Genomic DNA, 22291 nt, shown 5'->3' with positions numbered 1-22291 from the left:
CCGTCAGTTCAGTTGCCGGCCATCAGCGCGGACCACTTCTCCTGCGCGACCGGGAAGTTCTCGACCCAGAACTTGATGTTCTGCTTGTAGCCTTGCTTCTGGCGCTCGGGCGTGTTGGTCAGGAAAGCTGCGACCGACTCGTCAACCTTCGGCTTCGCATCGTTGTTGATCGGCGTGTAGGAGGTCTGCTGCGTGAGAATCTCCTGCGCCTGCTTGCCGAGATAGGCATTCAGCAGCGCATAGGCGGCATCCGTATCCTTGACACCGACGGGGATCGTCATCTGGTCCATCACCACCAGCCAGTCCTGCCAGGCGGGCGCGTATTTGGCACCATTCTTGACCGCCGTCATGGCGCGGCCGGTCCACATCATCAGCATGTCGGCTTCGCCGGACTCCGCGAGCTGCTGCGATTCAGCGCCCGTCTTCCAGTAGATCGTGTCCGGGCCGAGCTTGCGAATCACGTCGAGGGCCTTGTCGATATCGGCAGCGGTCATCGCCTTCGGATCGCCGCCCGCCACCTTGAAGGCCTGTTCGAGCAGGCCACCGGTCGGATCGCCGGATCCGTCCAGGGCGCGCACGCCGGGGAACTTTTCGGTGTCGAAGAAGTCAGCCCAGTTCTTGGGCGGGTTATCTTTGTACTTCTCCTTATTGTACATCAGCACGACGCCGTAGTTCATCGCCGGAACCGAGCACTCGCCGACCTGTCCTTCGGGTATCTTCGAGACGTCGAGCTTCGAGAGATCGAGCTTCTGGAACAGCTTTCCGCAATGGACGTAAGGCGGCAGATCGCCGGTATCGACCACGTCCCAGGTGACGTTGCCGGATTCGACCTGGGCCTGCAGCTTGGCGATTTCGGTCGGCCCGTCATTGAGCAGCTTGACGCCGGACTTCTCGACGAACTCCTTCAGCGCCGCCACCTGGCCATCCTGATAGATGCCGCCATAGGAGACGAAGGTCAGGGTCTTGCCCTTGAGCGAGCCTTCCTTCACCTCGCCCGCGACAGGCTTTTCCTGTGCGAAGGCGGTGGTTGTCAGCATTCCGAGCGCCAGCACGGCGCCAAGACCTGCAAGTTTCGACTTCAACATAACTCTGACTCTCCCATTATGCCCGCGTTTAATCGGACTACCTGGCCGCGAGCGGTTTCCAGGGCTTGTATTGATCGAGCTCGGCGCGTGCCGAGGTCGGCGGTGCGATGATCCACATCACCTCGGCCCGACCACTGCCGATGTTCTCGCTGCGATGTGGTGTCGATGTCGCGTATTCGATGCTGTCGCCTTCTTCGAGGACGTGGCGGGCGTCGCCAAGAGAGACCTCGACGACACCGCGAAGGACGATCAGCATCTCCTGCGCGTCGCCATGCGTGTAAAGCGCGGAGCCGGTCGAGCCGCCGATATCGAACTCGCCGACATAGACCTCCATGTCGCTCAGCGGCGGGCGGGAAAGCAGCATCTTACGGCAGCCGTTGCTGGGCGGAAGACTTGGCCGCTCGCTGCGCCGGAGCACGCCATGGTTCTGTGTCGCGCTTTCCTCGAACAGCATCGCGACGCTCACGCCCAACGCCGAAGCCATCTGGTTGAGCGAGGCAGTACTGGCGCCGGTCAGCCCGCGTTCAAGCTGGCTGATGAAGCTGGCGCTCGTTCCGGTCGCTTCCGCGAGGTCACGCAATGATAGACGGCGAGCGAGGCGCAGGGCCTTGAGCCGCACGCCCAGCACCTGCTGCGCATGAGCTGCAGCCGTGCCGGCACCGATCGCCGCCGGAGCCTGGCCGTCCTCCGAAGCCTCGCGCATCCCGTTTTCCTCCACTTAACACTTTGTACAGTACCACTGTACAGCTGGCAATAGGGGCGGATGCCATTTCCGCTGTCCCATGACTCGAAACGGAAGCCGACCAAAAAATTAAGCATTCAACGGCAGTATCGAATGTCGGCCGGCAAGATGTCGTACAGCAAGGGCCATTGTCGGTCAGCTGAGCGGGAAGGGATCGCGATATGTCATCCTGGCTAAGAAACGGACCGTTGATGCTCATGCGCAGCCTGCTGATGCTGGCTGTCTTGGCGATCGGCACTCTGACTGCAGGGGCGTTGGAACCCGCCAGCTATCCGGAGCCGCCAGACTCCGTAGCTTTCACCGTTCAGAAGGACGGCAAGCAGATCCCGCTCACGCTGCGGCAGTTGGAAAAGCTCGGCCTCTATAAGGTCATCACCACAAGTCCTTTCGAGCAAGGGCAATTGACGTTTGAAGGCGTCCTGTTCCGAGACGTGCTCAAGTCCGTGGGATTGGCGGATAGGGATTCCGTCACTCTAAGGGCCGCGGACGATTACGTGCAGGTGATTCCGCACGAGGATTGGACGGAAGGTCCTCTGCTTCTCGCGACGCGCCTGGACGGGGAGTTGCTCACCCGACGAACACAAGGTCCGACCCGCTTGGTCTATCCTCTCAAGGACTATCCCGCCTTCGACACGCCGATCCGCAAACCGCGATGGATTTGGCTGATCAAGACGATCGAGTCCGACAACTGACCGGCTGGCAGGCCTCCATGGTGGGATCTCGACTGAGAGGCTGGCGAATTCCGCTTACCTATGGCAGTGCCATAGGGCTGGCGGCGATCGGTTCCGCGATCCTCATCGTCATGCTGTTTGTCAGTATCAGCAAGATCGAGTCTTCGCTGCCCCGGTTCGGATTCTTCGCCATCCGCGAATTCCATATCGCCATACGCGACGTGACCCACCTGAGGGATATGATCTCGCTCGCTGAGGTCGCGCCCAACTCTCAGGCGAGCCTAGATCATCTGGCCGCTGCAAACGACCTGGTTTACATCCGCTTCAAGCGGATCGACGGCGGCGAAACGATCAGCGCAATTCCCGCATATGCAGGCATCGTGCCGCGCGTGAACGACGCGGTAACGCGGCTCGACGCCGTGATCGCGGCGGGGCTCCCCTTCGATCAGCAGCGCTTGAAGGAACTGGGTCTGGAACTCGAGCAGATCGTCGGCCGGATGAACGACGAGTACTACAAATACGGCGAGGGCGTTAACGCCGATCTCTATGCGTCGGAAGTCAGCCTGAATCGGTTCAACTATCAGATAGCCTTTGCTCTGACGATCCTGTCGCTGCTGGCAATCGGGACGGCGGTTCTGTTCATCGGGCGCCGGGAAACGATAAAGAAGCTGGAATTTCTCGCCTGGCGCGATGCGACCACCGGACTGAAGAATCGTGCCTGGATGGCAGCCAACAGGGACGCCATGCTGGACCGGGCGAGGGAGACCGGTAGGCAGCTTCAGCTGCTCCTGATCGATCTCGACCATTTCAAGAGCGTGAACGACACTTTCGGCCATCACGTCGGCGATCTGCTGCTGAAGGCGGTTGCCGAGGTCCTTCAGTCGGTCGAGCGGCCCGGCGACGTAGCCGCCGTGCGATTGGGCGGCGACGAATTCGCCATCATGGCTATTGCCGATCGGAATGATCATGACAATTTGGGGCAACGTCTGCGCGAACGGCTGAACAGGTTCGCAGAGTTGGAGGGCCATCAGGTGCGCATTGGCGCCAGCATCGGCATGGCATGTTTCCCTCAGCACGGTTCCGACATTTCCACGTTGCTGCACAGTGCCGATAACGCTCTCTACACGGCAAAGGCCGAAGGGCGGTCCGGTTTCGTGACGTTTTCGCCCGCGATCCTCAGTCAGATCGACATGCAGCTCGGTGAAGAAGCGGCCATCAAGCGGGCCCTCAATTGCGACGAGTTCTTCCTGGTCTGGCAATCCCAGTTCGAGCTGGCGACCGGCCGCATGATCGGGGCCGAGGCGCTGGTCCGCTGGCACGACCCGGTCTCGGGAGCGGTTCGTGCGCCGGCATCGTTCATTCCGATCGCGGAACGAAGTGAGCTGATCCTGGAACTCGACAAGATGGTTCTGGGCAAGGCTTGCGAGCAAGCCGCCCGATGGATGCCTATTTCCACCGAGGAGTTCATCTGCTCGGTCAACGTCTCCGGAAGAAGCCTCCAGACCGATGCCTATCTGACGCATCTCACCGAGACGCTGCGGCAAACGGGGTTGCTTCCATCGCGTCTGCAGTTGGAGATCACTGAAGGGATATTCATCCAGAACAGCCGCAATGCCTTGGAGAGCATCGGCAAGATTAGAAACCTCGGAGTGAGCCTGGCACTCGACGATTTTGGGGCAGGTTATGCGAGCTTCGGATACCTTGCCGATTTCGACTTGAACCAATTGAAAATCGATCGCTCGTTCCTCAGCGACCTGGCTTCCTCCACGAAGAAACAGAACGTGGTCCGAGGAATCATCGCGCTGGCCAATTCGCTAAGTCTGACCGTTGTTGCGGAAGGGGTGGAGAACGAAGCCCAACTCGACTTCCTGATCCACGAACACTGTCACGGCGCACAAGGGTTCTTTATGTCGGAGCCTGTTGAGGCAAGGTTGATGACCAACTATCTCGTCGCAAGGCAGGGTGGCAAAACAGATGGAAAAGTTCGGGCCGAGTCTCTTCGCCTGAGCCCATCCATGCTGCGGAAAGTCGCCAAGCAGGGCCGCAAGACCGCCGATTAAATCAGGGCTCAGCCCTCGCCGGAAAGATCCCGCCGCGCCTTGTCCAGCTCCTCGGCGTAGCGTCGCATCAGATGGCTTTCAGTGAGCAGGCCAAGCACGATGCGGTCGTCGAAATCCTCAACGACCGCTAGCTCTTCAGCGCCGGCGCGCTGAAAGGTCTCGGCGGCGGACTGGACGTTCATCGACGGCACCAGCACCGCATCCTTGAACTGCGCGAGCGCCTGCACCGGAGTCTCGCCGTCTGAGAGGTCGCTGTGCAGTTCGGCCACGAGCAGCACGCCGACATAGTGCCGGCCCTCTTCGACGGCGATGACGCGCTGCGCCGAGCCGAGCGGGATCTCCTTGCGGAACTCGGCCAAGGTAATCGAAGCATCGATGGTGCGGACGTCCTTGCGCATCATCGACCCGACATTGAGGCTGCGCATCCAGCCGACGTCGTGGGCGCTGCGGATCGTCTCGCCGCGCAGATGGAAGCGCCAGGTCGAGAAGGAGTAGCCGAAGGTCTCGCGGACCAGAATGGCCGACATGATCGACGCTGCCAGCACCACGCCGGTGAGCGTCAGGTCCCGCGTCGATTCCAGCGCGAGAAAAGTCATGGTCAGCGGGCCGCCGACCACACCTACGGCAAGCGAGGTCATGCCGACGACAGCGGCGACCGCCGGATCGAGCGCGGTTGAGGGCGCAGCCATCGCCATGACGCCGGCAAAGACCTTGCCGAGCAGCGCCCCCAGGAACAGCGAGGCGAAGAACAGACCGCCGCGGAAACCGGAGCCGAGCGAGATCGCCGAGGCAGCAAGCTTCAGCACGAACACGCTAGCCACCACGGGAAGCGCGTAGTTCATGGCGAACTCGCGGTGCAGCGCGCCGTGTCCGCTGGACAGCACCTGCGGCGTGACCAGCCCGAGCAGCCCGACAACGATGCCGCCGATGAAAGGTCTGACAGAAGCGTCGATCGCCAGCCGCACAAAGACGCGCTCGATAAGGCTCACCAGATGCATGATCGCGATGGACGCAGCCCCGCCGAGCAGTCCCAGCAGCAGGAACGGCACATACTGGCTGGCGGTCAGCGTCGGCAGGCCGGAAAGTTCCAGTGGAAACGGCACGCCGCCGAACATCTCAGCCGTCAGCGAGGCGGCGATCGCCGCCGTCATGACCGGCGCCACATTGGCCACCGAGTAGATGCCGATGACCAGTTCGAAGCCGTAGAAGGCACCCGTCAACGGCGCGTCGAAGGCGGCAGCGATCGCGCCGGCGGCGCCGCAGCCGACCAGGATGCGCACGTCGTTGCGGCGCAGCCGGAAGGCGCGCGCCAGCCGCGAGGCGATGCCGGAACCAACCTGCGTATAACCGGCTTCCAGACCGACCGAGGCGCCGAAGCCGCTGGAGATCATGGTCTGGCCGACGATGATGAACGTATCGGTGAGCGACATGCGCCCACCGTAGAGCGCATTGGCTTCGATCGGGTCGACAGGCGTTCTGAACTTCCGCCTTCTCAGCCAGATCACCGAAAGGCCGAGCAGCAGTCCCCCGATCGCCGGAAACATCGCCTGCACCGGACTGGCCAGCGAAAACATCGCCGAAAGCCGCCCGCCCGGCTGCACGTCAAAGAGCAGGAAGTGCATGGCTTGCACCAGCGCGCTCATGCCGGTGACCAGGGCGCCCGCGGTCATGCCGACCATCCCCGCCATCAGCACAATGACGATGCCGCGCGCCTCGAGCACGGGGATGGAATTGATCAGCACCGCCCGAAGCCGGCGGGCGTAGACTTGCGGTTCGTTTATGGCAGGCAACGGAGCGGCTCGCCGGTATGCGGATGATGGATGCTGCCGCGCCTGATACGCCCGACGGCATGGAGTGGCAACCGCAATGCCGACCGCTTGTGGCGCCATTTTGGCGTTGCGTCGATTAGCGACGGTTGGGCCGGCTACCCTCGCTTGCGAGAATGGGAAAATGGCACTGATCGAGAGGATCAGCGGCCCGCAATCGTCCCCCGAGACGAAGGTCGCCAGCATGTCCCCCGCTCCGTTGCGCTCGCCTTTTCCGCGATCAGATGCACCGTGCCCGGCGGCTCGAACCAGGTCTGTCCTTTGGCGGCAATTCCTTCGTCCCTCACACAGCCAGGCGGAAGTCGGGCCGCCAGCCGAGTTCGCTAACGGCCTTGTCGGTCGCGACATGGCCGTTCGGCTCGGCGATGTTGAAGGGGCCCGGCGCGCCGCGCTCGACGGCAAGCAGCACCGCATAAGCGGCGGCATCGACATGCAGCGCCGGGTCGGCGGCAGCGTCGGCTCCGGTGCCGGGACCATAGAGATGTCCATAGCGCAGCACGATGCCTGTCATGCTCGAGCCCTCGAGAACCTGGCGTTCGAGCGCGATCACGCCGCCGACGCTGATGCCGCGGCCGCCTTCGGCGCCGCTGTCGAGCGGATCGGTTTCGGCATGCGGCTCGGGTCCGGGCGCATAGGCCCAGGCGATGCTCTGCGCGATCAGGCGACGGGCGCCGGCCGACGTCGCGGCCTCGACCAGATTGCGGGTCCCCTCGTCGCGGACGCGCGCGTTTCCGATGATGGACTCGCCCATCCTATTGGGATCGAGTCCGGCCGGCAGATCGGTAAGCTGATGGATCACGACCTCTGGCCTCGCCGCGGCGACCGCCGCAAGCAGGCCGCCGGCATCGAACACATCGATCACCACCGGGCTGGCCCCGATCGCGCGGAGCTTCTCGGCCTTCTCGGCCCGACGCGTTGTCGCAGTCACCCGATGGCCGGCAGCGACCAGTTGCGGGATCAGGCGGCGGCCGATCGCGCCGGAACCGCCGGCAAGAAAGATGCGATAGCCCATCGTCTTCCATTCCATCTTGCGATAATATCAGAGTTCGAACAACATATAAGAGCTCTTACATCATGCGCAAGCAGAAACCGGAAATTCCTGCCCCCGGCGAAGGCAAGCGCGGCGAGGAAGGTTATCTCGGCTACCTGCTGCGCCAGGCCGCCGGCGCCTACAGGCTGCGGGTCGAGCGGGCGCTGGATGAGTTCGGCGTCACGCAGCCGCAATTCGCGACGCTGACCATGCTGTCGGCCTATCCAGGCATCTCCAATGCCGACCTCGCCCGGCTCGCGGTGCTGACGCCGCAGACGGTGAGCGTGATCGTCGGCAATCTGGAAAAGGCCGGTTCAGTGGTCCGCAAGCCGCATGCGGTGCACGGGCGCATCCAGCACCTCGATCTCAGCGACAGCGGCCGTGCCTTGCTGAAGAAATGTCGCGAGCGCGTGCAGCGGCTTGAACGCCAGCTGACCGCCGGACTTTCGGCCAACGACGAGCGCGCCGTCCGGCGCTGGCTGGTCGCCGTCGCGATCGCAGGCGCGGCCGGTTAGATCGCAGCACCCCCACCCGCTTCATAGAGCGTCAGCTTCCGATCCCCAATGCCGAGCTCCGCCCAGCTCGCGCGCCATTCGGCTATGTGCGCTGACTTGAAATGCAACTCGAGCGCCGCACGATCCCGCCACGCTTCCGAGACATGGATCAGGCCGGGATCGAGAACATCCTGCGCATACGAATATGCCAGGCAGCCGGCTTCGGCGCGACTCGCTGAAATCATTCGTTCCATCGCCGGCCTTGCCTGCTCGAGCCTGTCGGGTGGCAGCCGAATCGTGCCGATGATGAGGAGCATGCACCTTTTCCTTTCGCCAGCCGGCTCAAATCCCGTAGCCTCTCTCCCACCTTCGCGCAAGCTTGACCGGTTAAGGTCGGGAGCCTGCCTTTGCGCTGGGCAAGTCTGGATTCGAGGACGATATGGCGATCAGCGAAACAATCCCGTCCGGCCTGGCGGCCAAGAACGGCCGCGACGTTTTCTTCGCGCTCGGCATCGTCGTCATCCTGGCGGTGCTGTTCCTGCCGATCCCGGCCTTCCTCATCGACATCGGCCTTGCCTTCTCGATCGCGCTCTCGGTGCTGATCCTGATGGTGGCGCTCTGGATCCAGCGGCCGCTGGATTTCTCCTCCTTCCCGACCGTGCTGCTCATCGCCACGATGCTCAGGCTCTCGCTCAACATCGCCACCACGCGCATGATCCTGTCGCATGGCAATGAGGGTACGCATGCCGCCGGTTACGTCATCTCGGGTTTCTCGAAGCTGGTGATGTCGAGCGACTTCGTCATCGGCCTCATCGTCTTCATGATCCTGATCGTGGTGAACTTCATCGTCATCACCAAGGGCGCCACCCGCATCGCCGAAGTCGGTGCGCGCTTCACCCTCGACGCCATCCCCGGCAAGCAGATGTCGATCGACGCCGACCTTTCCGCCGGAATGATCGACGAGAAGACGGCGCAGCTTCGCCGCCGCGAATTGGAAGAAGAATCCTCCTTCTTCGGCTCGATGGACGGCGCGTCGAAATTCGTGCGCGGCGACGCCATCGCCGGCCTCATCATCACCGCCATCAACATCGTCGGCGGCATCGCCATCGGCTATCTGCGCCACGGCATGGGCCTCGGCCAGGCGGCCGACGTCTTCATCAAGCTGTCGGTCGGCGACGGCCTCGTCACCCAGATCCCGGCCCTCATCGTCTCGCTCGCCGCCGGCATGCTCGTCTCCAAGGGCGGCACGCGGGGCTCCGCCAATCAGGCGGTGTTCGGCCAGCTCGGCGCGCATCCGCGCGCGCTCTATGTCGCGGCCTCGCTGCTCGTCATCCTCGGCCTTATGCCCGGTCTGCCGCTATTCCCGTTCTTTGCCCTTGCCGGCGCCATGGCCGGCCTCGGCTACGTCATCCCGCTGCGCCACAACCGCGCGGTGGCGGCGGCCGAAGCGCAGAAGAACAAGGAGAAGGCCGACAAGGTCGAGGAGGAGAAGAATTCGGTCAAGGCCTCGCTTGCGACTGCCGAGATCGAGCTGCTGATCGGCAAGCAGCTCTCGACCAGGCTGCTGGTCGCACATCAGGAGCTGGTGTTCCGCATGTCGAAGATGCGCAAGAAATTCGCCCAGCAATATGGGTTCGTGGTGCCGGAGGTGCGCGTCGCCGACGACTTCGCCATCCCGCCGAAGAGCTATCAGATCAAGGTCCACGGCACCGTCGTTGCCGAATACCAGATGCGCGTGGGCGAAATCATGGTGCTGCTTGGCACCCGCGGCGTGCCGGACATCCCCGGTGAGGAAATCCGCGAGCCGGCTTTCGGCATGCGCGCCTATTCGGTGCTGGAAACCTTCGCCGAAGATCTGAAACGCGAGAACTACACCTTTGCCGACAACATGTCGGTCCTGCTCACCCACCTTTCCGAGGTGATCCGCAACAACCTGCCGCAGCTCCTGTCCTACAAGGACATGAAGGCGCTGCTCGAGCGGCTGGACCCCGAATACCGCAAGCTCGCCGACGAGATCTGCACCTCGCACATCTCCTATCCCGGCCTGCAGGCGGTGCTGAAGCTTCTGCTTGCCGAGCGCGTCTCGATCCGCAACCTGCACCTGATCATCGAGGCCATCGCCGAGATCGCGCCGCATGTGCGCCGCACCGAGCAGATCGTCGAGCATGTCCGCATCCGCATGGCGCAGCAGATCTGCGGCGATCTCTCCGAGGGCGGCATGCTCAAGGTGCTGCGCCTCGGCAACCGATGGGACCTCGCCTTTCACCAGAGCCTCAAGCGCGATGCCAAGGGCGAGGTGCGCGAGTTCGACATCGATCCGCGCCAGCTCGAGGAATTCGGCCAGGACGCCACCAAGGCGATCCGCAAGCATCTCGAAGCCGGCGAGCGCTTCGTGCTGGTCACCGCGCCGGACGCGCGGCCTTATGTGCGCATGATCATCGAGCGGCTGTTCACCACGCTGCCCGTGCTCAGCCACGTCGAGATCGCCAAGGGCGTCGAAATCAAGGTGCTCGGAACGATCTCGTGAACGCGCTCTCGCAAGGCGTCGTCATCGCCGCCTTCCTCGCCTTCTGCCGCATCGGCGCCTGTTTCATGCTGATGCCCGGCCTGTCGAGCGCCCGCGTGCCTCTCCAGGTCCGGCTGTTTGTGTCGATCGCCGCCACCGGCGGCCTGCTCGCCTTCCTCTGGGACCGCATCTATCCCTATGTCGACCCGCGCCCGCAGGTTCTGGTGCCGATGATCGTTTCCGAGCTTCTGGTCGGCGGGCTGATCGGCGCCATGACCAGGCTCTATATGGAAGCGCTGCGGTTCATGGGCTCGGCCATCGCCATGATGATCGGCTATGGCGGCTCAGGCGGCCCGGCGATCGAGGAGCCGGAGCCGCAGGCTGCGCTCGCCGCCATCATCTCGTTCTCGGCGCTGCTCCTGCTTTTCGTCTTCGACTTCGACCACGAGATCGTGCGCGCGCTGGTCGCCTCCTACACGGTTGCTCCGGTCAATGTATTCTTCAACCCGCAGGCGGCGCTGGTCGACGTCACCGACACGGTGTCGGACGCCTTCTTCCTGGTCATCCGGCTCGGCAGTCCCTTCGTCGCCTACGCCATTCTGGTCAATTTGACGATCGGCTTCGTCAACAAGCTGACGCCGCAGATCCCGGTGTACTTCATCTCGCTGCCCTTCGTCATCGCCGGCGGGCTGATCATCTTCTACTTTGCCATCGGCACCTTGCTGTCGTTGTTCGTCGACGGCTTTGTCGACCTGACGCTAGCGAGGTAGCCGCGATGGCCTCGCGCAAGGACAGACTGAAGAAGTTGGTCAAGGTGCAGGAGCAGTTGAAGGCGGTGCACGAAACCCGTCATGCCGGCTTCCTCTCCGCGGCCGCGGCGGCCGAATCGGAAGCAAAGGAACTCATCGGGCATTTCGACGCTGATAGCTCGCTGGCCGGCCTGTTCCCGGAACTTTACCATCGCCGGATTGCGAACGCGCTCGGCCAACAAAAACAGAATCTTGAAAGCGCCCGGGAGGAGGCGACGTTGATCGCCGCCGCGACCGCGCGGACCAACATGGTCGAGCGCGCCTATAGGGACGCTCGCCGCCGCGACGACCGCGAACGCTCAGACCGCGAGCGGCTGGACCTCATTGCCCAGAAGCGGGGACATGACTAGGGCAATCAGGAAAAGCATGAAACGGTTGGGCTCGGCGACTTCGCCGTGGCCTCCCGTCCGGACTTGCGTCAAACCAAGGAGATAGAGCGGTGGATCCGGCGGGCGGCGAGCGAGGCTGTCAGGTGCCGGTCGCCGTCGTGCCGACCGACTTGGCCGCCCCGATCCGCTCCCAGCGCCTGCCATTGCCCTGCGCCTGCCGGGCGAAATAGTTGTAGGGCGTGCTGGACCAATCACGGACCGCGCTGGTGAGGTTGTCGAGCACCAGGTCGCCCTCGTTGGTGCGCACCGTCAGCACCGTGTGTCCCTCGCCGTGATAGCTTGCCACGGTCAACAGCAGCGCCGAGGCCGGCCAGCCGCGCTTCATCAGTTCGAGCTTCTTCAGTATCGCGATATCCTCGCAATCGCCGGACACGGTCGGCACGCGCCAGTCGTCGTTCTTGCCGACAACGGCTCGATCACTGACCTCGGTAATGCGTGAATTGACCGAAAGGTTGATCTCGTTCAATTGCGCGCTGAGCTGAGGCCGCAGGGCGACGACCTTTGTTCCGCCGGCCGTGCTGCAGAGGCTGGGTTGGCGGCTGCAGAACGAATAGAAGGCCGGCGGTGCGAACGCCTTGCCTTTGGTTTGCATTGCCGTTCCGGCCTGGGCGGCAAATGGGCTGGCAACCGACAGCAGAAATGCGATCAGCACGACATCGCTTTTCACGATCAACGTCTCCAAGGCGTGGTCTCGAGGATGAGGGGGCGGGGTTAATTAGTCGTTTTCAAAACCCCGAATTGCGCCGGCGGCGGGGCAACACCGTTAAAATATTAATACCTGCTAAAATAAGATTTGAGCGCTGCACTGCACCTCGCCATCCCCGCAAGCCTGCCACAAGCTTGTTGCGTCATTGTGCAACGGACAAAAACCGGCAAAAGGCAGTGCTTTCTTGGCGATTTCACCTCCCAGCGACATCGTGATGGACGTCGCCCGTGCGGCGGAGCCGGCCGACGTCGAGGCCGCGCGGGCAGCACTCGCGAGGCGGGCTGGCGGTGCCGGGGAGACCTTCTCGATCGACCAGACTGCCTCGGTCGAGGCGGGCTCGGTGCTCTCGCGCGCCGCTGCCGACAAGGCCGAGGCGGCAAATCCAGCCAAAAAGTTCCAGCGCTTCGAGGCGATGGTGCTGACCACTTTCATCCAGAACATGATGCCCAAGGACACCGAGGGCGTTTACGGCAAGGGTCTGGCCGGCGACATGTGGAAATCGCAGCTTGCCGAAAAGGTAGCCGATGTCATGGCCGCGCATGGCGGGATCGGCATCGCGAGATCGATGCTTGCCGACCATTATCTGGACGGCAAACACAAGGTGCCGGTCGGGCCCGTTGGGGGCGGACCGGAGAAAGCCGAGATCGACCAGCAGACCAGGCTTTCGACCTCCCTGGTCGACGAGCTCGAGCGTAAGGCCGCCCGGTCTATGACCGGTGACGACACAACCATAAAAACGGACATCAAGATCTAGGGACCTACATGGCCGACCAAACGGACCTTTCCAACCTGCCTGCACGAACCACCGCCGCGGAAGCACCGATCGCAGCTGCACGGCCTGGCAACCTCGCCGCCATCATTGGCCGGATCGAGGAGGCGGTGGACGAGGAGACGGCGGGTATCCGCAGCGGCACCAGCTACGACCTCAAGGCCTCGAATGCCCGCAAAAGTCGCTATCTCTACGAACTGACCCGCGCGCTGAAGGGCGCCAATGAGATCGAGTTCCTCGAGCAGCATCGCGAAGGGCTGGCGCGGTTGCGCCAGAAGCTGGCAAAGAACGAGGCGGCTATTCTTGCCCATCTCAATGCCGTCAACGAGGTCGCCACGCTGTTGAAGAACGCCATCCAGCGCGCCGATGCCGACGGCACCTACTCGGCAGGCGAATTCGGATATGCCCGGGCTTGAATGAGATGACTGCGGAGCAAGGTAGGATTCGGTGATCAAATTCCTCGCCGCAGCGCTTTGGATCTGCGCCGTAACCCTCGGCGCGGTGTTTTACTCGTTCCAGGCGGCGGGCGAGCGCGGCGTCGGTGAGCCGCCGAAGCCGATGCTGGGCGGTCTCGACTACGTCAAGACCGACATCATTTCGGTACCGCTCGTCCGCGATGCCAAAATCGACGGCTATTTTCTCACCAAGCTGGTCTACACGGTGGAGCCGGATCAGATAAAGAAACTGTCGATCCCGGCGCCGGCCATCATTACCGATCAGGTCTATTCCTACCTCTATTCCAATCCGCAGATCGATTTCACCAAGAAGGACACGATCGATCTCGATGCTTTCCGCAAAGCGATCCGCGAGACCGTCAACGCCCGCGTCGGCGTCGAGCTGGTGCATGACGTGCTGATCGACCAGGTCAACTTCCTGTCCAAGGACGAAATCCGCGACAACGCCATCCGCCGCCGCAAGACTGCCGGCGAGACCGCGCAAGCGATGACCAAGCCGTTCCAGCCGGAGCATTGATCGGCTCTCGGCGATCGAACTGGCGGGTTCACACCCTCGTCTGGTGATGCGACATGCCGCATGGCGGCCACGTTGACGTAAACGTCAACCCGAAGCTATATGCGCCGGTGGCTGTCGCCGCGCTCCCGCGCGACGCGGCGCCTCGCCCAGCGGCCAAGGCCGGTGCGCGTCAAACGCAACCAAACGAGGAGAACCGCCATGGGCGTTCAGGAGATTGCCGACAAGATCAGGTCGCGCGTGGCAAGCGCCGGCTTCGAGCACTCGGTCAAGTTCGACACCGGCAGCGACGGCGTCATCGTTATCGACGGCGCGACCGTTTCGACCGCCGATGCCCCGACCGACTGCACGATCAAGCTCTCGCTCGACGATCTCGATTCACTGATCGCCGGCGATCTCAACCCGACCATGGCCTTCATGGCCGGCAAGCTGAAGGTCGAGGGCGACATGACGGTCGCCATGGCGCTCAGCCAGTTGCTCGGCTGACCGGCAGCCAACTACTTTTTGGAAGAGCGATGTGGCGCCGCGTTTTTGAACGCGCGGCGCCGCATCGGTAATGCCTCCGACAGTCAGGCGACGAAATCCAGCGCCTTGACCTTGCGGCCGGCGGCCTTGATCGTGCCCGCGGCCCCGTCGAGCGAGCCCTCCTTCAGCTCGAGCGCCAGCAGGCGGTGCAGCTCATAGGGCCCAGGCATGGCGAGCGAGCCGGTGCGGTCGGCCGAAAAACCGAACCGCCCGTAATAGGGCGCATCGCCGACGAGCAGGATCGCGCCGTGACCGAGCCGCGCAGCCTCGGCGGTCGCGTGCCGCATCAGCGCTGAGCCGATGCCGCCGCTCTTCAGGCCGGGCTCGACTGCCAGCGGCCCAAGCAGGAGCGCTGCCGGACCACCCTCGCCCAGCGTCACGTCCCACAGCCGAACCGTGCCGACGAGCGCGCCCGACGGGTCGCGCGCGACAAAGGCCAGGCCTTCCGACGGCCGGCGGCCACGCCGCAGTCTCTCGGACGACTTCTTCCTGCGCTTCGGCCCCATGGCGCGGTCGAGCAGCGCTTCGCGCGCCTGCATATCACCGATGCCTTCGGCAACGATGACGAAGCCCGGCGCAATCTCCCCCCTCGAGCGGGAGATGTCGCCAAAGGCGACAGAGGGGGTCGTTGCGCATGTAATACCGGCGCCCAGCGTGACGAGAAGCGGCGCTGGCGCTCCACGCGCGACGCCCCCCTCTGACCGCTGCGCGGCCATCTCCCCCTCGAGGGGGGAGACCCGGCGCGCAGCGCCCTCGATGATGAAATCTGCAAAGTCCATTTCCGCGATCCTTCACGAGCGGAGATCTGTTCCACAAGCGAGCCCCGGCGGGCGATGTCACCCACGCCGGTTGATCTGAAGGCTCGCGCCTTCAGATCACGTAGGATCGGAGAGGCTCGAAGCCGTTGAAGGCGACCGACGAATAGGTGGTCGTGTAGGCGCCAGTACCTTCGATCAGCACCTCGTCGCCGATGGTGAGCGACAGAGGCAGGGGATAAGGCGTCTTCTCGTAGAGCACATCGGCCGAATCGCAGGTCGGGCCGGCGAGCACGCAGGGTGCGGTCTCCGATCCGTCGCGCGGCGTCACGATCGGATAGCGGATCGCCTCGTCCATGGTTTCCGCTAGGCCGCCGAACTTGCCGATGTCGAGGAACACCCAGCGCACATTGTCATTGTCGGCCTTCTTCGAGATCAGCACGACTTCCGACTTGATGACGCCGGCATTGCCGACCATGCCGCGGCCCGGCTCGATGATCGTCTCGGGCAGCGCGTTGCCGAAATGCCTGCGCAGCGCCGAGAAGATCGCCTGGCCATAGGCCTGCGCCGCCGGTACGTCCTTCAGGTAACGGGTCGGGAAACCGCCGCCCATGTTGACCATTTTCAAGACGATGCCTTCCTCGGCGAGGGTGGCGAACACCTTCTTGGCATCGCCCAGCGCGCGGTCCCAGGCCGAGAGATCGGTCTGCTGCGAGCCGACATGGAACGACACGCCATAGGCGTCGAGGCCGAGGCTCTTGGCGTGACGCAGCACGTCGACGGCCATCGCCGGCACGCAGCCGAACTTGCGCGACAGCGGCCATTCGGCACCCTCGCCGTCGGTCAGCACGCGGCAGAACACGCGCGAGCCCGGAGCGGCGCGGGCAATCTTCTCGACCTCCTCGACGCAATCCACCGCGTAGAGGCGGATGCCGAGCTGGTAGGCGCGCGCAATGTCGCGCTCCTTCTTGATGGTGTTGCCGAAGGAAATGCGATCCGCCGGCGCGCCGGCATCCATCGCCATCTCGACCTCGGCAACCGATGCGGTGTCGAAGGACGAGCCCATCGCAGCAAGCAGGCGCAGGATCTCCGGCGCCGGGTTTGCTTTCACCGCATAGTAGATCTTGGAATCGGGCAACGCCTTCTCGAAGGCGCGGAAATTGTCGCGCACGACATCGAGGTCGACGACGAGGCAGGGGCCGTTCGGACGTCGGGTGGCGAGAAAGTCAAGGATGCGCTGGGTGGCCATCGAGGTCTCTCCATCTGCGCCTTTCGGCGCGCACAAAGGCTGCGGGACGCGGGCGCTCAGCCTCGCGAACTCGCGGTGGACAAAGGCGGGACGGAAAATCCATGGAACCAGCCGGTGGAGACCCCGGAACCACGGATCGCCGTCTCGCGGCGGTGAACCTGGCCTTGCCCGGCCTCGGTTCGCTTTGTCTGCCTTGGCTTGGATGGGAGGACCCGTCCGCACTGCCGGCAATGAAGGTGTGCCTCTTCAGTAACCCCGGTCTTTGGACGACCGGCAGACACCAGAAAGGCCCGCACCGTCGTTGCTTCAAGGTGTCCTCGGTCTTGTGGTTGGCCACTGACCGACTGGAGGGGTGGCTCCAGTTTACCTTACCGATTGCCCTCACCATTCGAGGATCGGCGGACACCCACAGGCACGTGCGACTTTGGGCAAGCGCGATATAAGAGCGAAGGGTTTCACAATCAATAAAAATCGTCAGCGCCGGTTGTAAAAATTGCGGCATCGAACAATGTTTGTGGACCGTATTCGGAAATCGAACAATGCCAGGCACCCACGGCCCTCTCAACGCCTTCCTCGATCTGCGCCAAATGCCCGTGGCCAATGCGGAATTTGGCCCGCTGGCCGGCCTGCGCCTAGCCGTGAAGGACATCTATGACGTCGCCGGCTATCGCACCGGCTGCGGCAACCCGCGCAAGTTCGAACAGGCTCACGCCGCCTCGCGGACGGCCGAGGCTGTGCAGTTGATTCTCGATGCCGGTGCGCGATTCGTCGGCAAGACGCAAACCGACGAGCTCGCCTTCTCGCTGTTCGGCCAGAATTCGCATTTCCCGTTTCCGGTGAACGCAGCCGCTCCGGATCGCGTGACCGGCGGCTCCTCGTCAGGTTCGGCGGCAGCGGTCGCCGGCGGCCTTGCCGACATCGCCGTCGGCTCCGACACCGGCGGCTCGATCCGCGCGCCGGCGAGCTTCTGCGGGTTGATCGGGCTGCGCACCAGTCACGGCCGGGTATCGCTCGAGGGCGCCATGAAGCTCGCGCCGAGCTTCGACACCTTCGGCTGGTTCGCCGGCGACATAGAAGCTTACGAAATGGCCGGCAAGCTTCTGCTCGGACGCGATCCACACCAGCATCCGCTCAACCGCCCGCTGTCGATCGGCTGGCTCGATGCCTTTGTTTCCGGGCCGACGGAAGCCGCCGAATATGCGCGGGTGAAGGCACAGGCAGCAGCCGTCGTCGGCGAGCCGACCGAAACCGAACACGCCTTCGCCTCGTCCCCAGATGATCTCTACTGGTGCTTTCGCCGGCTGCAGGCCTTCGAGGCCTGGCAGGTGCATGGCGGCTGGATTTCGGCAGGCGGTCACGGGCTGGGTCCGGGTGTCGACGAGCGTTTCGGCTTCGGCCGCACGATCGACCCAAAGACGGTCGAAGCCGAAACGGCGCGTCGGGCAGCCTTCCGTTCCGAGTTCGGCAAGCTGCTCGGCAACGACGGCTTTCTTGTTCTGCCGACCGTGCCGGGCGCAGCGCCACTGAAGACCAGCACGCCGGAGCAGTTCCAGGCCTATCGCGAAAGGGCGCTGCATCTTTTGTGCCTGGCCGGGTTGTCGGGCTTCCCGCAGATCACCTTGCCGCTCGGTTCCGTCGATGGCGCGCCCTTCGGCCTGTCGCTGCTCGGCCCTTTCGGCAGCGACGTCGCCCTGATAGGGCTCGGCCGCACGATTCTGGACGCGGCCCGAAAGGTCTGATCATGGATACATTGACCCGAATGCGCGCCTTCATCGACGTGGTCGAGGCCGAAGGCTTCTCGGCCGCCGCGCGCAAGATCGGCCGTTCCAAGGCGCTGCTGTCGAAATATGTGCGCGAGCTCGAGGACGAACTCGGCGCGCTATTGTTGAACCGCACGACGCGGCAGTTCTCGCTGACCGAAGCCGGCCACACCTATTATCAGCGCGCCTCCGAAATCGTGCGCGAGGTCGACAGCCTGGCCGATGCCGTGCGCGAATCTTCCGGCGACGTGCGCGGCCGCATCAAGCTCTCGGCGGCGCGCACCTTTGCCGACGCGCCGATTGGCCAGTCGCTGATCGACTTTGCCAAGCAACATCCGGATATCGTTCTCGACATCCATCTCGACGACCGCTTCGTCGATCTGGTCGAGGAAGGCTTCGATGTCGCCGTACGCATTTCGCGGCTGGAGAACTCGTCGCTGATCGCGCGGCGCCTCGGGCCGTTTTCGATCAAGCTCTGCGCGTCGCCGGACCTGCTCGCAAAGCATGGCACCCCGAGCCGCCCGCAGGATCTTTCCAACATGCCCTGCATCGTCGACACCAACGGCCGCTCTTTAGCCAACTGGCGCTTCAAGGGAGACGGCGAGGATTCGGTGAGCGTCACCGTGTCGGGGCCGATCGAGGTCAACAGTCCGATGGCGGCGAGAGCAGCCGCCGTGTCGGGCCTGGGCTTCACCATCCTGCCGGATTTCATCGCTGCGCCCGAAGTCGCGTCGGGCAAGCTGGTGACGGTGCTCGACGACCGCATCCTCTCGGGCAGCGGCATCTTCGCGGTCTATCCGCATCGCCGCTATTTGCCCGCCAAGGTCCGTGTCTTCGTCGATTTCCTGGTGCACTGGTTCAGGACGCGCGACGCTGCGTGAAGCACGTCCCCCGAAGGTGGGAACCGTTTTCGGCACAAGGACATGCGCAGAATCAGAGCCTAAAAGCGCATCGAGCGAATCTGGAAAGAGCGCAACGCTCTCCGAGAGCGCGTCCCAATTTCGCCCCCTTTCTGTTAACTCTCGGAGCCCACTCCCAAAGTCGATGGAATCGCGGCCCGGAATGCACCTGAAACGGCAAGCAATCGTACTGGCTTCGGCAATTGCGGCCACCTTTGCCGCGGTAGAGCCCGCCCAGGTGCACCCGCACGTCTTCGCCGAGGCTCGCCTCGACGTCATCCTCAGCGCGGATCACCAAAGTGTGACGGCGCTGCGCCACCTTTGGCGCTTCGACGATCTGTTTTCGAGTACAGTGATGATGGAGTTCGACAAGAACTCCGATCTGAAGCTTGACGACAAAGAGCTCAAGGAAGTGGCCGACACCGTCCATTCCTCGCTGGCCGAGTTCAACTATTTCCAGCTGGTCACGCAGGACGGCAAGGACGTGGCCATGGTCCCTCCGCCGCATCTGATGGCGAGCTTCGACAACGACCAGCTGATCATTCTGTTCGAGTCGCAGCCGAAGACGCCGATCAAGCTCGCCGGCAAGATCGACGTCGGCGTCTACGATCCAACCTTCTACACGGCGATCGACTTCACCGACGACGCCAACCTCACCGTTGAGGGATTGCCCGCGAATTGCACCAAAAAGGTGATCCGTCCCGATCCGGACGAAGCGATCAAGGAAAACCAGAAGACCCTGACGGAAGCCTTCTTCAACGATCCGACGGGCACCGACATGAGCAAGATCTTCGCCACCAAGCTCGAACTGAACTGTCCGCCGGAAGGATAACTGGTGATGAAACCGTCGCTGCGCTTGGCGCTCGGCCTCGCGGCCGCCACCTTGGTCATGACGCATCTACCCGGCGTCGCCCATGCCCAGAGCTCGCTCGGCATCGGCACCAATGACGGCATGGCGCCGAGCACGACCGGTCCGTTCGCCCATATCCTGATGTGGATCAATCTCAGGCAGCAGGAATTCTACCATTCGCTGGCGGCCGCGATGAAAGCCATGCGCCAGGACGGCAACAAGCTCTGGCTGCTCGTCGGCCTGTCCTTCGCCTACGGCATTTTCCACGCCGCCGGGCCCGGCCACGGCAAGGCGGTGATTTCGTCCTACATGGTCGCCAACGAAGTGGCGCTGAAGCGCGGGATCATGCTGTCCTTCGTCTCGGCGCTGCTGCAGGGGCTGACCGCGGTCGTCGTCATGATGCTTGCCTATTTCGTGCTGCGCGGCACGGCGGTGTCGATGACCGACGCGGCATGGTTTCTTGAGATCTCCAGTTATGTGCTGGTGACGCTGTTCGGCGCCTGGCTACTGTGGCGCAAGGCGGGCCCGGCCATTCTTCGGCGGTTCGGCGCCGGTCCGGCCCACAGCCTGTCGGCGGCCCATGCCGGCCACTCGCGTGGCGGGCACTCGCATGCTCACGCGCATTCCCATGCCGGTCATTCCCACTCCCATTCGCATTCCGCGCATGCCCACTCGACGCACTCGCACGCGCATCACGACCATGATCATGCCGCGCATTCGCATGCGCACAGCCATGAGGCGACTGATCACAAGGCGCATGATCACGACCACGCGGCGCACGACCATGCTCACGCTGGGCATCATCACCACGGCCCGGGAGAAGTCTGCGACACCTGCGGCCATTCGCACGCGCCGGATCCGGCGCTGCTTTCGGGCGATCGCTTCGACTGGAAGACCGCCTGGTCGGCGGTGGCCGCCGTCGGCATCCGCCCCTGCTCCGGCGCGCTGATCGTGCTGAGCTTCGCGCTTCTCAACGGACTCTGGCTCGGCGGCCTGCTCTCGGTGCTCGCCATGTCGATCGGCACCGCGATCACCGTCTCCGCGCTGGCGACGATCGCGGTGACTGCCAAGAACTGGGCTGTCTATTTCGCCGGCGACGGACGCATCGGCAACCGCATCCATTCGATCGTCGAGATCGGCGGCGCCGCCTTCATCTTCCTCGTTGGCCTGCTGCTCTTGTCGGCCAGCCTGACGGGCGGCGTCTGAAGCCGACCGAAACTGTCACTCGATCCTTCCGTCGAGTTCGTCCTCGATATGGGCGCGGATGATCTCATCAAAATTCTTCTCGGCGACAAAACCAAGTTCCCGCGAGCGGCGCGCCTCGAAGCGCGTCGGCCAGCCTCTGACGATCGCCCAGATCGTTTCGTCGGGCTGCTCGCGGATCCGTTTGACCACCTCGGCGCCGCCTATGCGCCCGAGCGCGTCGATCTGCTCGCCGACCGTGACCGCCACGCCGGGCATGGTGAGATTGCGCCGCGGCCCGACCTTATCGCCATCGATTTCGGCCGCATGGATCAGGAAATTCACCGCCGATCGCGGGCTGGCATGTGTGTGCAGCACCGAGCGCGGCACCGGCAGGATCGCCTCCTGGCCGCTGAGCGGCTCGCGGATAATCCCTGAGAAGAAGCTCGACGCCGCCTTGTTCGGCTTGCCCGGCCGTACGCAGATGGTGGGCAGCCGGATGCCGATGCCGTCGAAGAATCCGCGCCGCGAGTAGTCGGCAAGCAGCGCCTCACTGATCAGCTTCTGCGTGCCGTAGGAGGTGAGCGGCGTCGGATGGAACTCGTCCGGGATGACATCCGGGAACGGCGCGCCGAACACCGCGATCGACGAGGTGAAGACAAGGCGCGGCGCGAAGCCCGCCACCCGCACCGCGTCGAACAAAGCGCGCGTGCCGTCGAGATTGACGCGGTAGCCGAGGTCGAAATTGGCCTCCGCCTCGCCGGAAACGATGCCGGCGAGATGGAAAATCACGTCCGGGCGGGAAGCAACGAGCTTGGCCGTCGCGCCGGGCGTGGAAAGATCGCCGGCGTGGATCGAGATATCGACTCCGGCGAGCGTCGGCGCCTGCGGCGGCACGATATCGTGCAGATCGAGCGCGGTTATTTTGCGCCCGCGCAGCACACCGTCCTTGGCCAGCCTTGCGATCAGCTTGCGGCCAACCATGCCGGCGGCGCCGGTAATCAGAACTCTCATC

23 protein-coding genes are annotated in these 22291 nt (G+C 63.7%); 14 read left to right on the top strand and 9 right to left on the bottom strand.

Annotation, left to right across the window (positions count from 1 at the left end):
* Nucleotides 1-8: 8 nt before the first annotated feature.
* Both CK224_RS06175 and CK224_RS06170 read right to left on the bottom strand, forming a co-directional pair.
* Nucleotides 9-1085 carry an extracellular solute-binding protein gene (locus CK224_RS06175; RefSeq protein ID WP_095781142.1) on the bottom strand — a complete coding sequence of 359 codons (1077 nt, stop codon included), beginning with the start codon at nucleotides 1083-1085 and terminating at the stop codon, nucleotides 9-11.
* Between the two features lie 37 nt (nucleotides 1086-1122).
* Nucleotides 1123-1788 (bottom strand): XRE family transcriptional regulator, encoded by a 666-nt coding sequence (locus CK224_RS06170; protein WP_095781141.1) that lies wholly within the window; start codon nucleotides 1786-1788, stop codon nucleotides 1123-1125.
* Between the two features lie 230 nt (nucleotides 1789-2018).
* Here CK224_RS06170 and CK224_RS06165 point away from each other — a divergent pair, with 230 nt between their 5' ends.
* Together CK224_RS06165 and CK224_RS06160 are read left to right on the top strand one after the other, a co-directional pair.
* The gene (locus CK224_RS06165; protein WP_176477865.1) at nucleotides 2019-2519 is read left to right on the top strand and encodes a molybdopterin-dependent oxidoreductase; all 501 of its coding nucleotides are present in this window, start codon (nucleotides 2019-2021) and stop codon (nucleotides 2517-2519) included.
* Complete coding sequence (locus CK224_RS06160; protein WP_095781139.1) at nucleotides 2480-4558, top strand: bifunctional diguanylate cyclase/phosphodiesterase; 2079 nt, start codon at nucleotides 2480-2482, stop codon at nucleotides 4556-4558. Before CK224_RS06165 ends, CK224_RS06160 begins: the two co-directional genes overlap by 40 nt.
* 8 nt (nucleotides 4559-4566) lie before the next feature.
* Here CK224_RS06160 and CK224_RS06155 read toward each other — a convergent pair whose 3' ends face one another.
* Both CK224_RS06155 and CK224_RS06150 read right to left on the bottom strand, forming a co-directional pair.
* Nucleotides 4567-6348: a chloride channel protein gene (locus CK224_RS06155; protein ID WP_176477864.1), complete on the bottom strand. Its 1782-nt coding sequence runs from the start codon at nucleotides 6346-6348 to the stop codon at nucleotides 4567-4569.
* Nucleotides 6349-6667: 319 nt separating this feature from the next.
* A complete protein-coding gene (locus CK224_RS06150) occupies nucleotides 6668-7411 on the bottom strand; it encodes an NAD(P)-dependent oxidoreductase (protein WP_245425756.1) in 744 nt (247 codons plus the stop codon).
* Between the two features lie 47 nt (nucleotides 7412-7458).
* Between CK224_RS06150 and CK224_RS06145 the strand changes: the two genes are divergently transcribed.
* On the top strand, nucleotides 7459-7929 hold the full coding sequence (locus CK224_RS06145) for a MarR family transcriptional regulator (RefSeq protein WP_095781137.1): 471 nt from the start codon (nucleotides 7459-7461) through the stop codon (nucleotides 7927-7929).
* Here CK224_RS06145 and CK224_RS06140 read toward each other — a convergent pair.
* Nucleotides 7926-8225, bottom strand: a complete 300-nt coding sequence (locus CK224_RS06140; protein ID WP_095777146.1) for a putative quinol monooxygenase — start codon at nucleotides 8223-8225, stop codon at nucleotides 7926-7928. The genes CK224_RS06145 and CK224_RS06140 overlap by 4 nt on opposite strands.
* 122 nt (nucleotides 8226-8347) lie before the next feature.
* On the opposite strand from CK224_RS06140, the gene flhA reads away from it, so the two are divergent.
* The 3 genes from flhA to CK224_RS06125 are packed head-to-tail and all read left to right on the top strand — an operon-like array spanning nucleotide 8348 to nucleotide 11573.
* Nucleotides 8348-10435, top strand: coding sequence for a flagellar biosynthesis protein FlhA (gene flhA, locus CK224_RS06135; RefSeq protein ID WP_095781136.1), 2088 nt, complete (start codon nucleotides 8348-8350; stop codon nucleotides 10433-10435).
* Nucleotides 10432-11184 carry a flagellar biosynthetic protein FliR gene (gene fliR / locus CK224_RS06130; RefSeq protein WP_067326000.1) on the top strand — a complete coding sequence of 251 codons (753 nt, stop codon included), beginning with the start codon at nucleotides 10432-10434 and terminating at the stop codon, nucleotides 11182-11184. Before flhA ends, fliR begins: the two co-directional genes overlap by 4 nt.
* Nucleotides 11185-11189: 5 nt before the next feature.
* Nucleotides 11190-11573 carry a hypothetical protein gene (locus CK224_RS06125; RefSeq protein ID WP_095777144.1) on the top strand — a complete coding sequence of 128 codons (384 nt, stop codon included), beginning with the start codon at nucleotides 11190-11192 and terminating at the stop codon, nucleotides 11571-11573.
* Between the two features lie 118 nt (nucleotides 11574-11691).
* On the opposite strand, the gene CK224_RS06120 is transcribed toward CK224_RS06125, so the two are convergent.
* The gene (locus tag CK224_RS06120; protein WP_245418651.1) at nucleotides 11692-12279 is read right to left on the bottom strand and encodes a transglutaminase-like cysteine peptidase; all 588 of its coding nucleotides are present in this window, start codon (nucleotides 12277-12279) and stop codon (nucleotides 11692-11694) included.
* A gap of 223 nt (nucleotides 12280-12502) precedes the next feature.
* Here CK224_RS06120 and CK224_RS06115 point away from each other — a divergent pair, with 223 nt between their 5' ends.
* From CK224_RS06115 to CK224_RS06100, 4 genes are all read left to right on the top strand, one after another.
* Complete coding sequence (locus tag CK224_RS06115) at nucleotides 12503-13072, top strand: rod-binding protein (RefSeq protein WP_245418652.1); 570 nt, start codon at nucleotides 12503-12505, stop codon at nucleotides 13070-13072.
* A gap of 8 nt (nucleotides 13073-13080) precedes the next feature.
* The gene (locus CK224_RS06110) at nucleotides 13081-13503 is read left to right on the top strand and encodes a hypothetical protein (protein ID WP_067325992.1); all 423 of its coding nucleotides are present in this window, start codon (nucleotides 13081-13083) and stop codon (nucleotides 13501-13503) included.
* A gap of 31 nt (nucleotides 13504-13534) precedes the next feature.
* Nucleotides 13535-14059: a hypothetical protein gene (locus CK224_RS06105; protein ID WP_067002470.1), complete on the top strand. Its 525-nt coding sequence runs from the start codon at nucleotides 13535-13537 to the stop codon at nucleotides 14057-14059.
* A gap of 198 nt (nucleotides 14060-14257) precedes the next feature.
* Nucleotides 14258-14542, top strand: a complete 285-nt coding sequence (locus tag CK224_RS06100) for an SCP2 sterol-binding domain-containing protein (RefSeq protein WP_067002744.1) — start codon at nucleotides 14258-14260, stop codon at nucleotides 14540-14542.
* Nucleotides 14543-14625: 83 nt separating this feature from the next.
* Here CK224_RS06100 and CK224_RS06095 read toward each other — a convergent pair whose 3' ends face one another.
* Both CK224_RS06095 and odc2 read right to left on the bottom strand, forming a co-directional pair.
* Nucleotides 14626-15120: an N-acetyltransferase gene (locus CK224_RS06095; protein ID WP_095781453.1), complete on the bottom strand. Its 495-nt coding sequence runs from the start codon at nucleotides 15118-15120 to the stop codon at nucleotides 14626-14628.
* Between the two features lie 331 nt (nucleotides 15121-15451).
* Entirely contained in the window at nucleotides 15452-16585 is a 1134-nt protein-coding gene (gene odc2, locus CK224_RS06090) for an ornithine/lysine decarboxylase (protein WP_067002471.1), read from the bottom strand.
* Between the two features lie 539 nt (nucleotides 16586-17124).
* Here odc2 and CK224_RS06080 point away from each other — a divergent pair.
* From CK224_RS06080 to CK224_RS06065, 4 genes are all read left to right on the top strand, one after another.
* On the top strand, nucleotides 17125-18324 hold the full coding sequence (locus CK224_RS06080) for an amidase (RefSeq protein ID WP_095781133.1): 1200 nt from the start codon (nucleotides 17125-17127) through the stop codon (nucleotides 18322-18324).
* Nucleotides 18325-18326: 2 nt separating this feature from the next.
* Nucleotides 18327-19226, top strand: coding sequence for a LysR family transcriptional regulator (locus CK224_RS06075; protein WP_095781132.1), 900 nt, complete (start codon nucleotides 18327-18329; stop codon nucleotides 19224-19226).
* Between the two features lie 181 nt (nucleotides 19227-19407).
* Nucleotides 19408-20076 carry a DUF1007 family protein gene (locus tag CK224_RS06070; protein WP_095781452.1) on the top strand — a complete coding sequence of 223 codons (669 nt, stop codon included), beginning with the start codon at nucleotides 19408-19410 and terminating at the stop codon, nucleotides 20074-20076.
* A gap of 6 nt (nucleotides 20077-20082) precedes the next feature.
* Nucleotides 20083-21300, top strand: a complete 1218-nt coding sequence (locus CK224_RS06065; protein WP_095781131.1) for a nickel/cobalt transporter — start codon at nucleotides 20083-20085, stop codon at nucleotides 21298-21300.
* 15 nt (nucleotides 21301-21315) lie between these two features.
* Here CK224_RS06065 and denD read toward each other — a convergent pair whose 3' ends face one another.
* Nucleotides 21316-22290, bottom strand: coding sequence for a D-erythronate dehydrogenase (denD, locus tag CK224_RS06060; RefSeq protein ID WP_095781130.1), 975 nt, complete (start codon nucleotides 22288-22290; stop codon nucleotides 21316-21318).
* Nucleotide 22291 lies beyond the last annotated feature (1 nt).

It is taken from the genome of Mesorhizobium sp. WSM3862 (assembly GCF_002294985.1).
Classification (GTDB): domain Bacteria; phylum Pseudomonadota; class Alphaproteobacteria; order Rhizobiales; family Rhizobiaceae; genus Mesorhizobium.
Note: the sequence above shows the minus strand (reverse complement) of the source record. Positions and strands in the feature narration are given on the sequence as shown.

Bases quoted from the DNA above. Each gene is read 5' to 3' on its own strand.
- CK224_RS06175 (WP_095781142.1), bottom strand. From the start codon at position 1,085: ATGTTGAAGTCGAAACTTGCAGGTCTTGGCGCCGTGCTGGCGCTCGGA.
- CK224_RS06170 (WP_095781141.1), bottom strand. From the start codon at position 1,788: ATGCGCGAGGCTTCGGAGGACGGCCAGGCTCCGGCGGCGATCGGTGCC.
- CK224_RS06165 (WP_176477865.1), top strand. From the start codon at position 2,019: ATGCTCATGCGCAGCCTGCTGATGCTGGCTGTCTTGGCGATCGGCACT.
- CK224_RS06160 (WP_095781139.1), top strand. From the start codon at position 2,480: ATGGATTTGGCTGATCAAGACGATCGAGTCCGACAACTGACCGGCTGG.
- CK224_RS06150 (WP_245425756.1), bottom strand. From the start codon at position 7,411: ATGGAATGGAAGACGATGGGCTATCGCATCTTTCTTGCCGGCGGTTCC.
- CK224_RS06145 (WP_095781137.1), top strand. From the start codon at position 7,459: ATGCGCAAGCAGAAACCGGAAATTCCTGCCCCCGGCGAAGGCAAGCGC.
- CK224_RS06140 (WP_095777146.1), bottom strand. From the start codon at position 8,225: ATGCTCCTCATCATCGGCACGATTCGGCTGCCACCCGACAGGCTCGAG.
- flhA (WP_095781136.1), top strand. From the start codon at position 8,348: ATGGCGATCAGCGAAACAATCCCGTCCGGCCTGGCGGCCAAGAACGGC.
- CK224_RS06125 (WP_095777144.1), top strand. From the start codon at position 11,190: ATGGCCTCGCGCAAGGACAGACTGAAGAAGTTGGTCAAGGTGCAGGAG.
- CK224_RS06110 (WP_067325992.1), top strand. From the start codon at position 13,081: ATGGCCGACCAAACGGACCTTTCCAACCTGCCTGCACGAACCACCGCC.
- CK224_RS06100 (WP_067002744.1), top strand. From the start codon at position 14,258: ATGGGCGTTCAGGAGATTGCCGACAAGATCAGGTCGCGCGTGGCAAGC.
- CK224_RS06095 (WP_095781453.1), bottom strand. From the start codon at position 15,120: ATGCAGGCGCGCGAAGCGCTGCTCGACCGCGCCATGGGGCCGAAGCGC.
- odc2 (WP_067002471.1), bottom strand. From the start codon at position 16,585: ATGGCCACCCAGCGCATCCTTGACTTTCTCGCCACCCGACGTCCGAAC.
- CK224_RS06080 (WP_095781133.1), top strand. From the start codon at position 17,125: ATGCCAGGCACCCACGGCCCTCTCAACGCCTTCCTCGATCTGCGCCAA.
- CK224_RS06075 (WP_095781132.1), top strand. From the start codon at position 18,327: ATGGATACATTGACCCGAATGCGCGCCTTCATCGACGTGGTCGAGGCC.
- CK224_RS06070 (WP_095781452.1), top strand. From the start codon at position 19,408: ATGCACCTGAAACGGCAAGCAATCGTACTGGCTTCGGCAATTGCGGCC.
- CK224_RS06065 (WP_095781131.1), top strand. From the start codon at position 20,083: ATGAAACCGTCGCTGCGCTTGGCGCTCGGCCTCGCGGCCGCCACCTTG.
- denD (WP_095781130.1), bottom strand. From the start codon at position 22,290: ATGAGAGTTCTGATTACCGGCGCCGCCGGCATGGTTGGCCGCAAGCTG.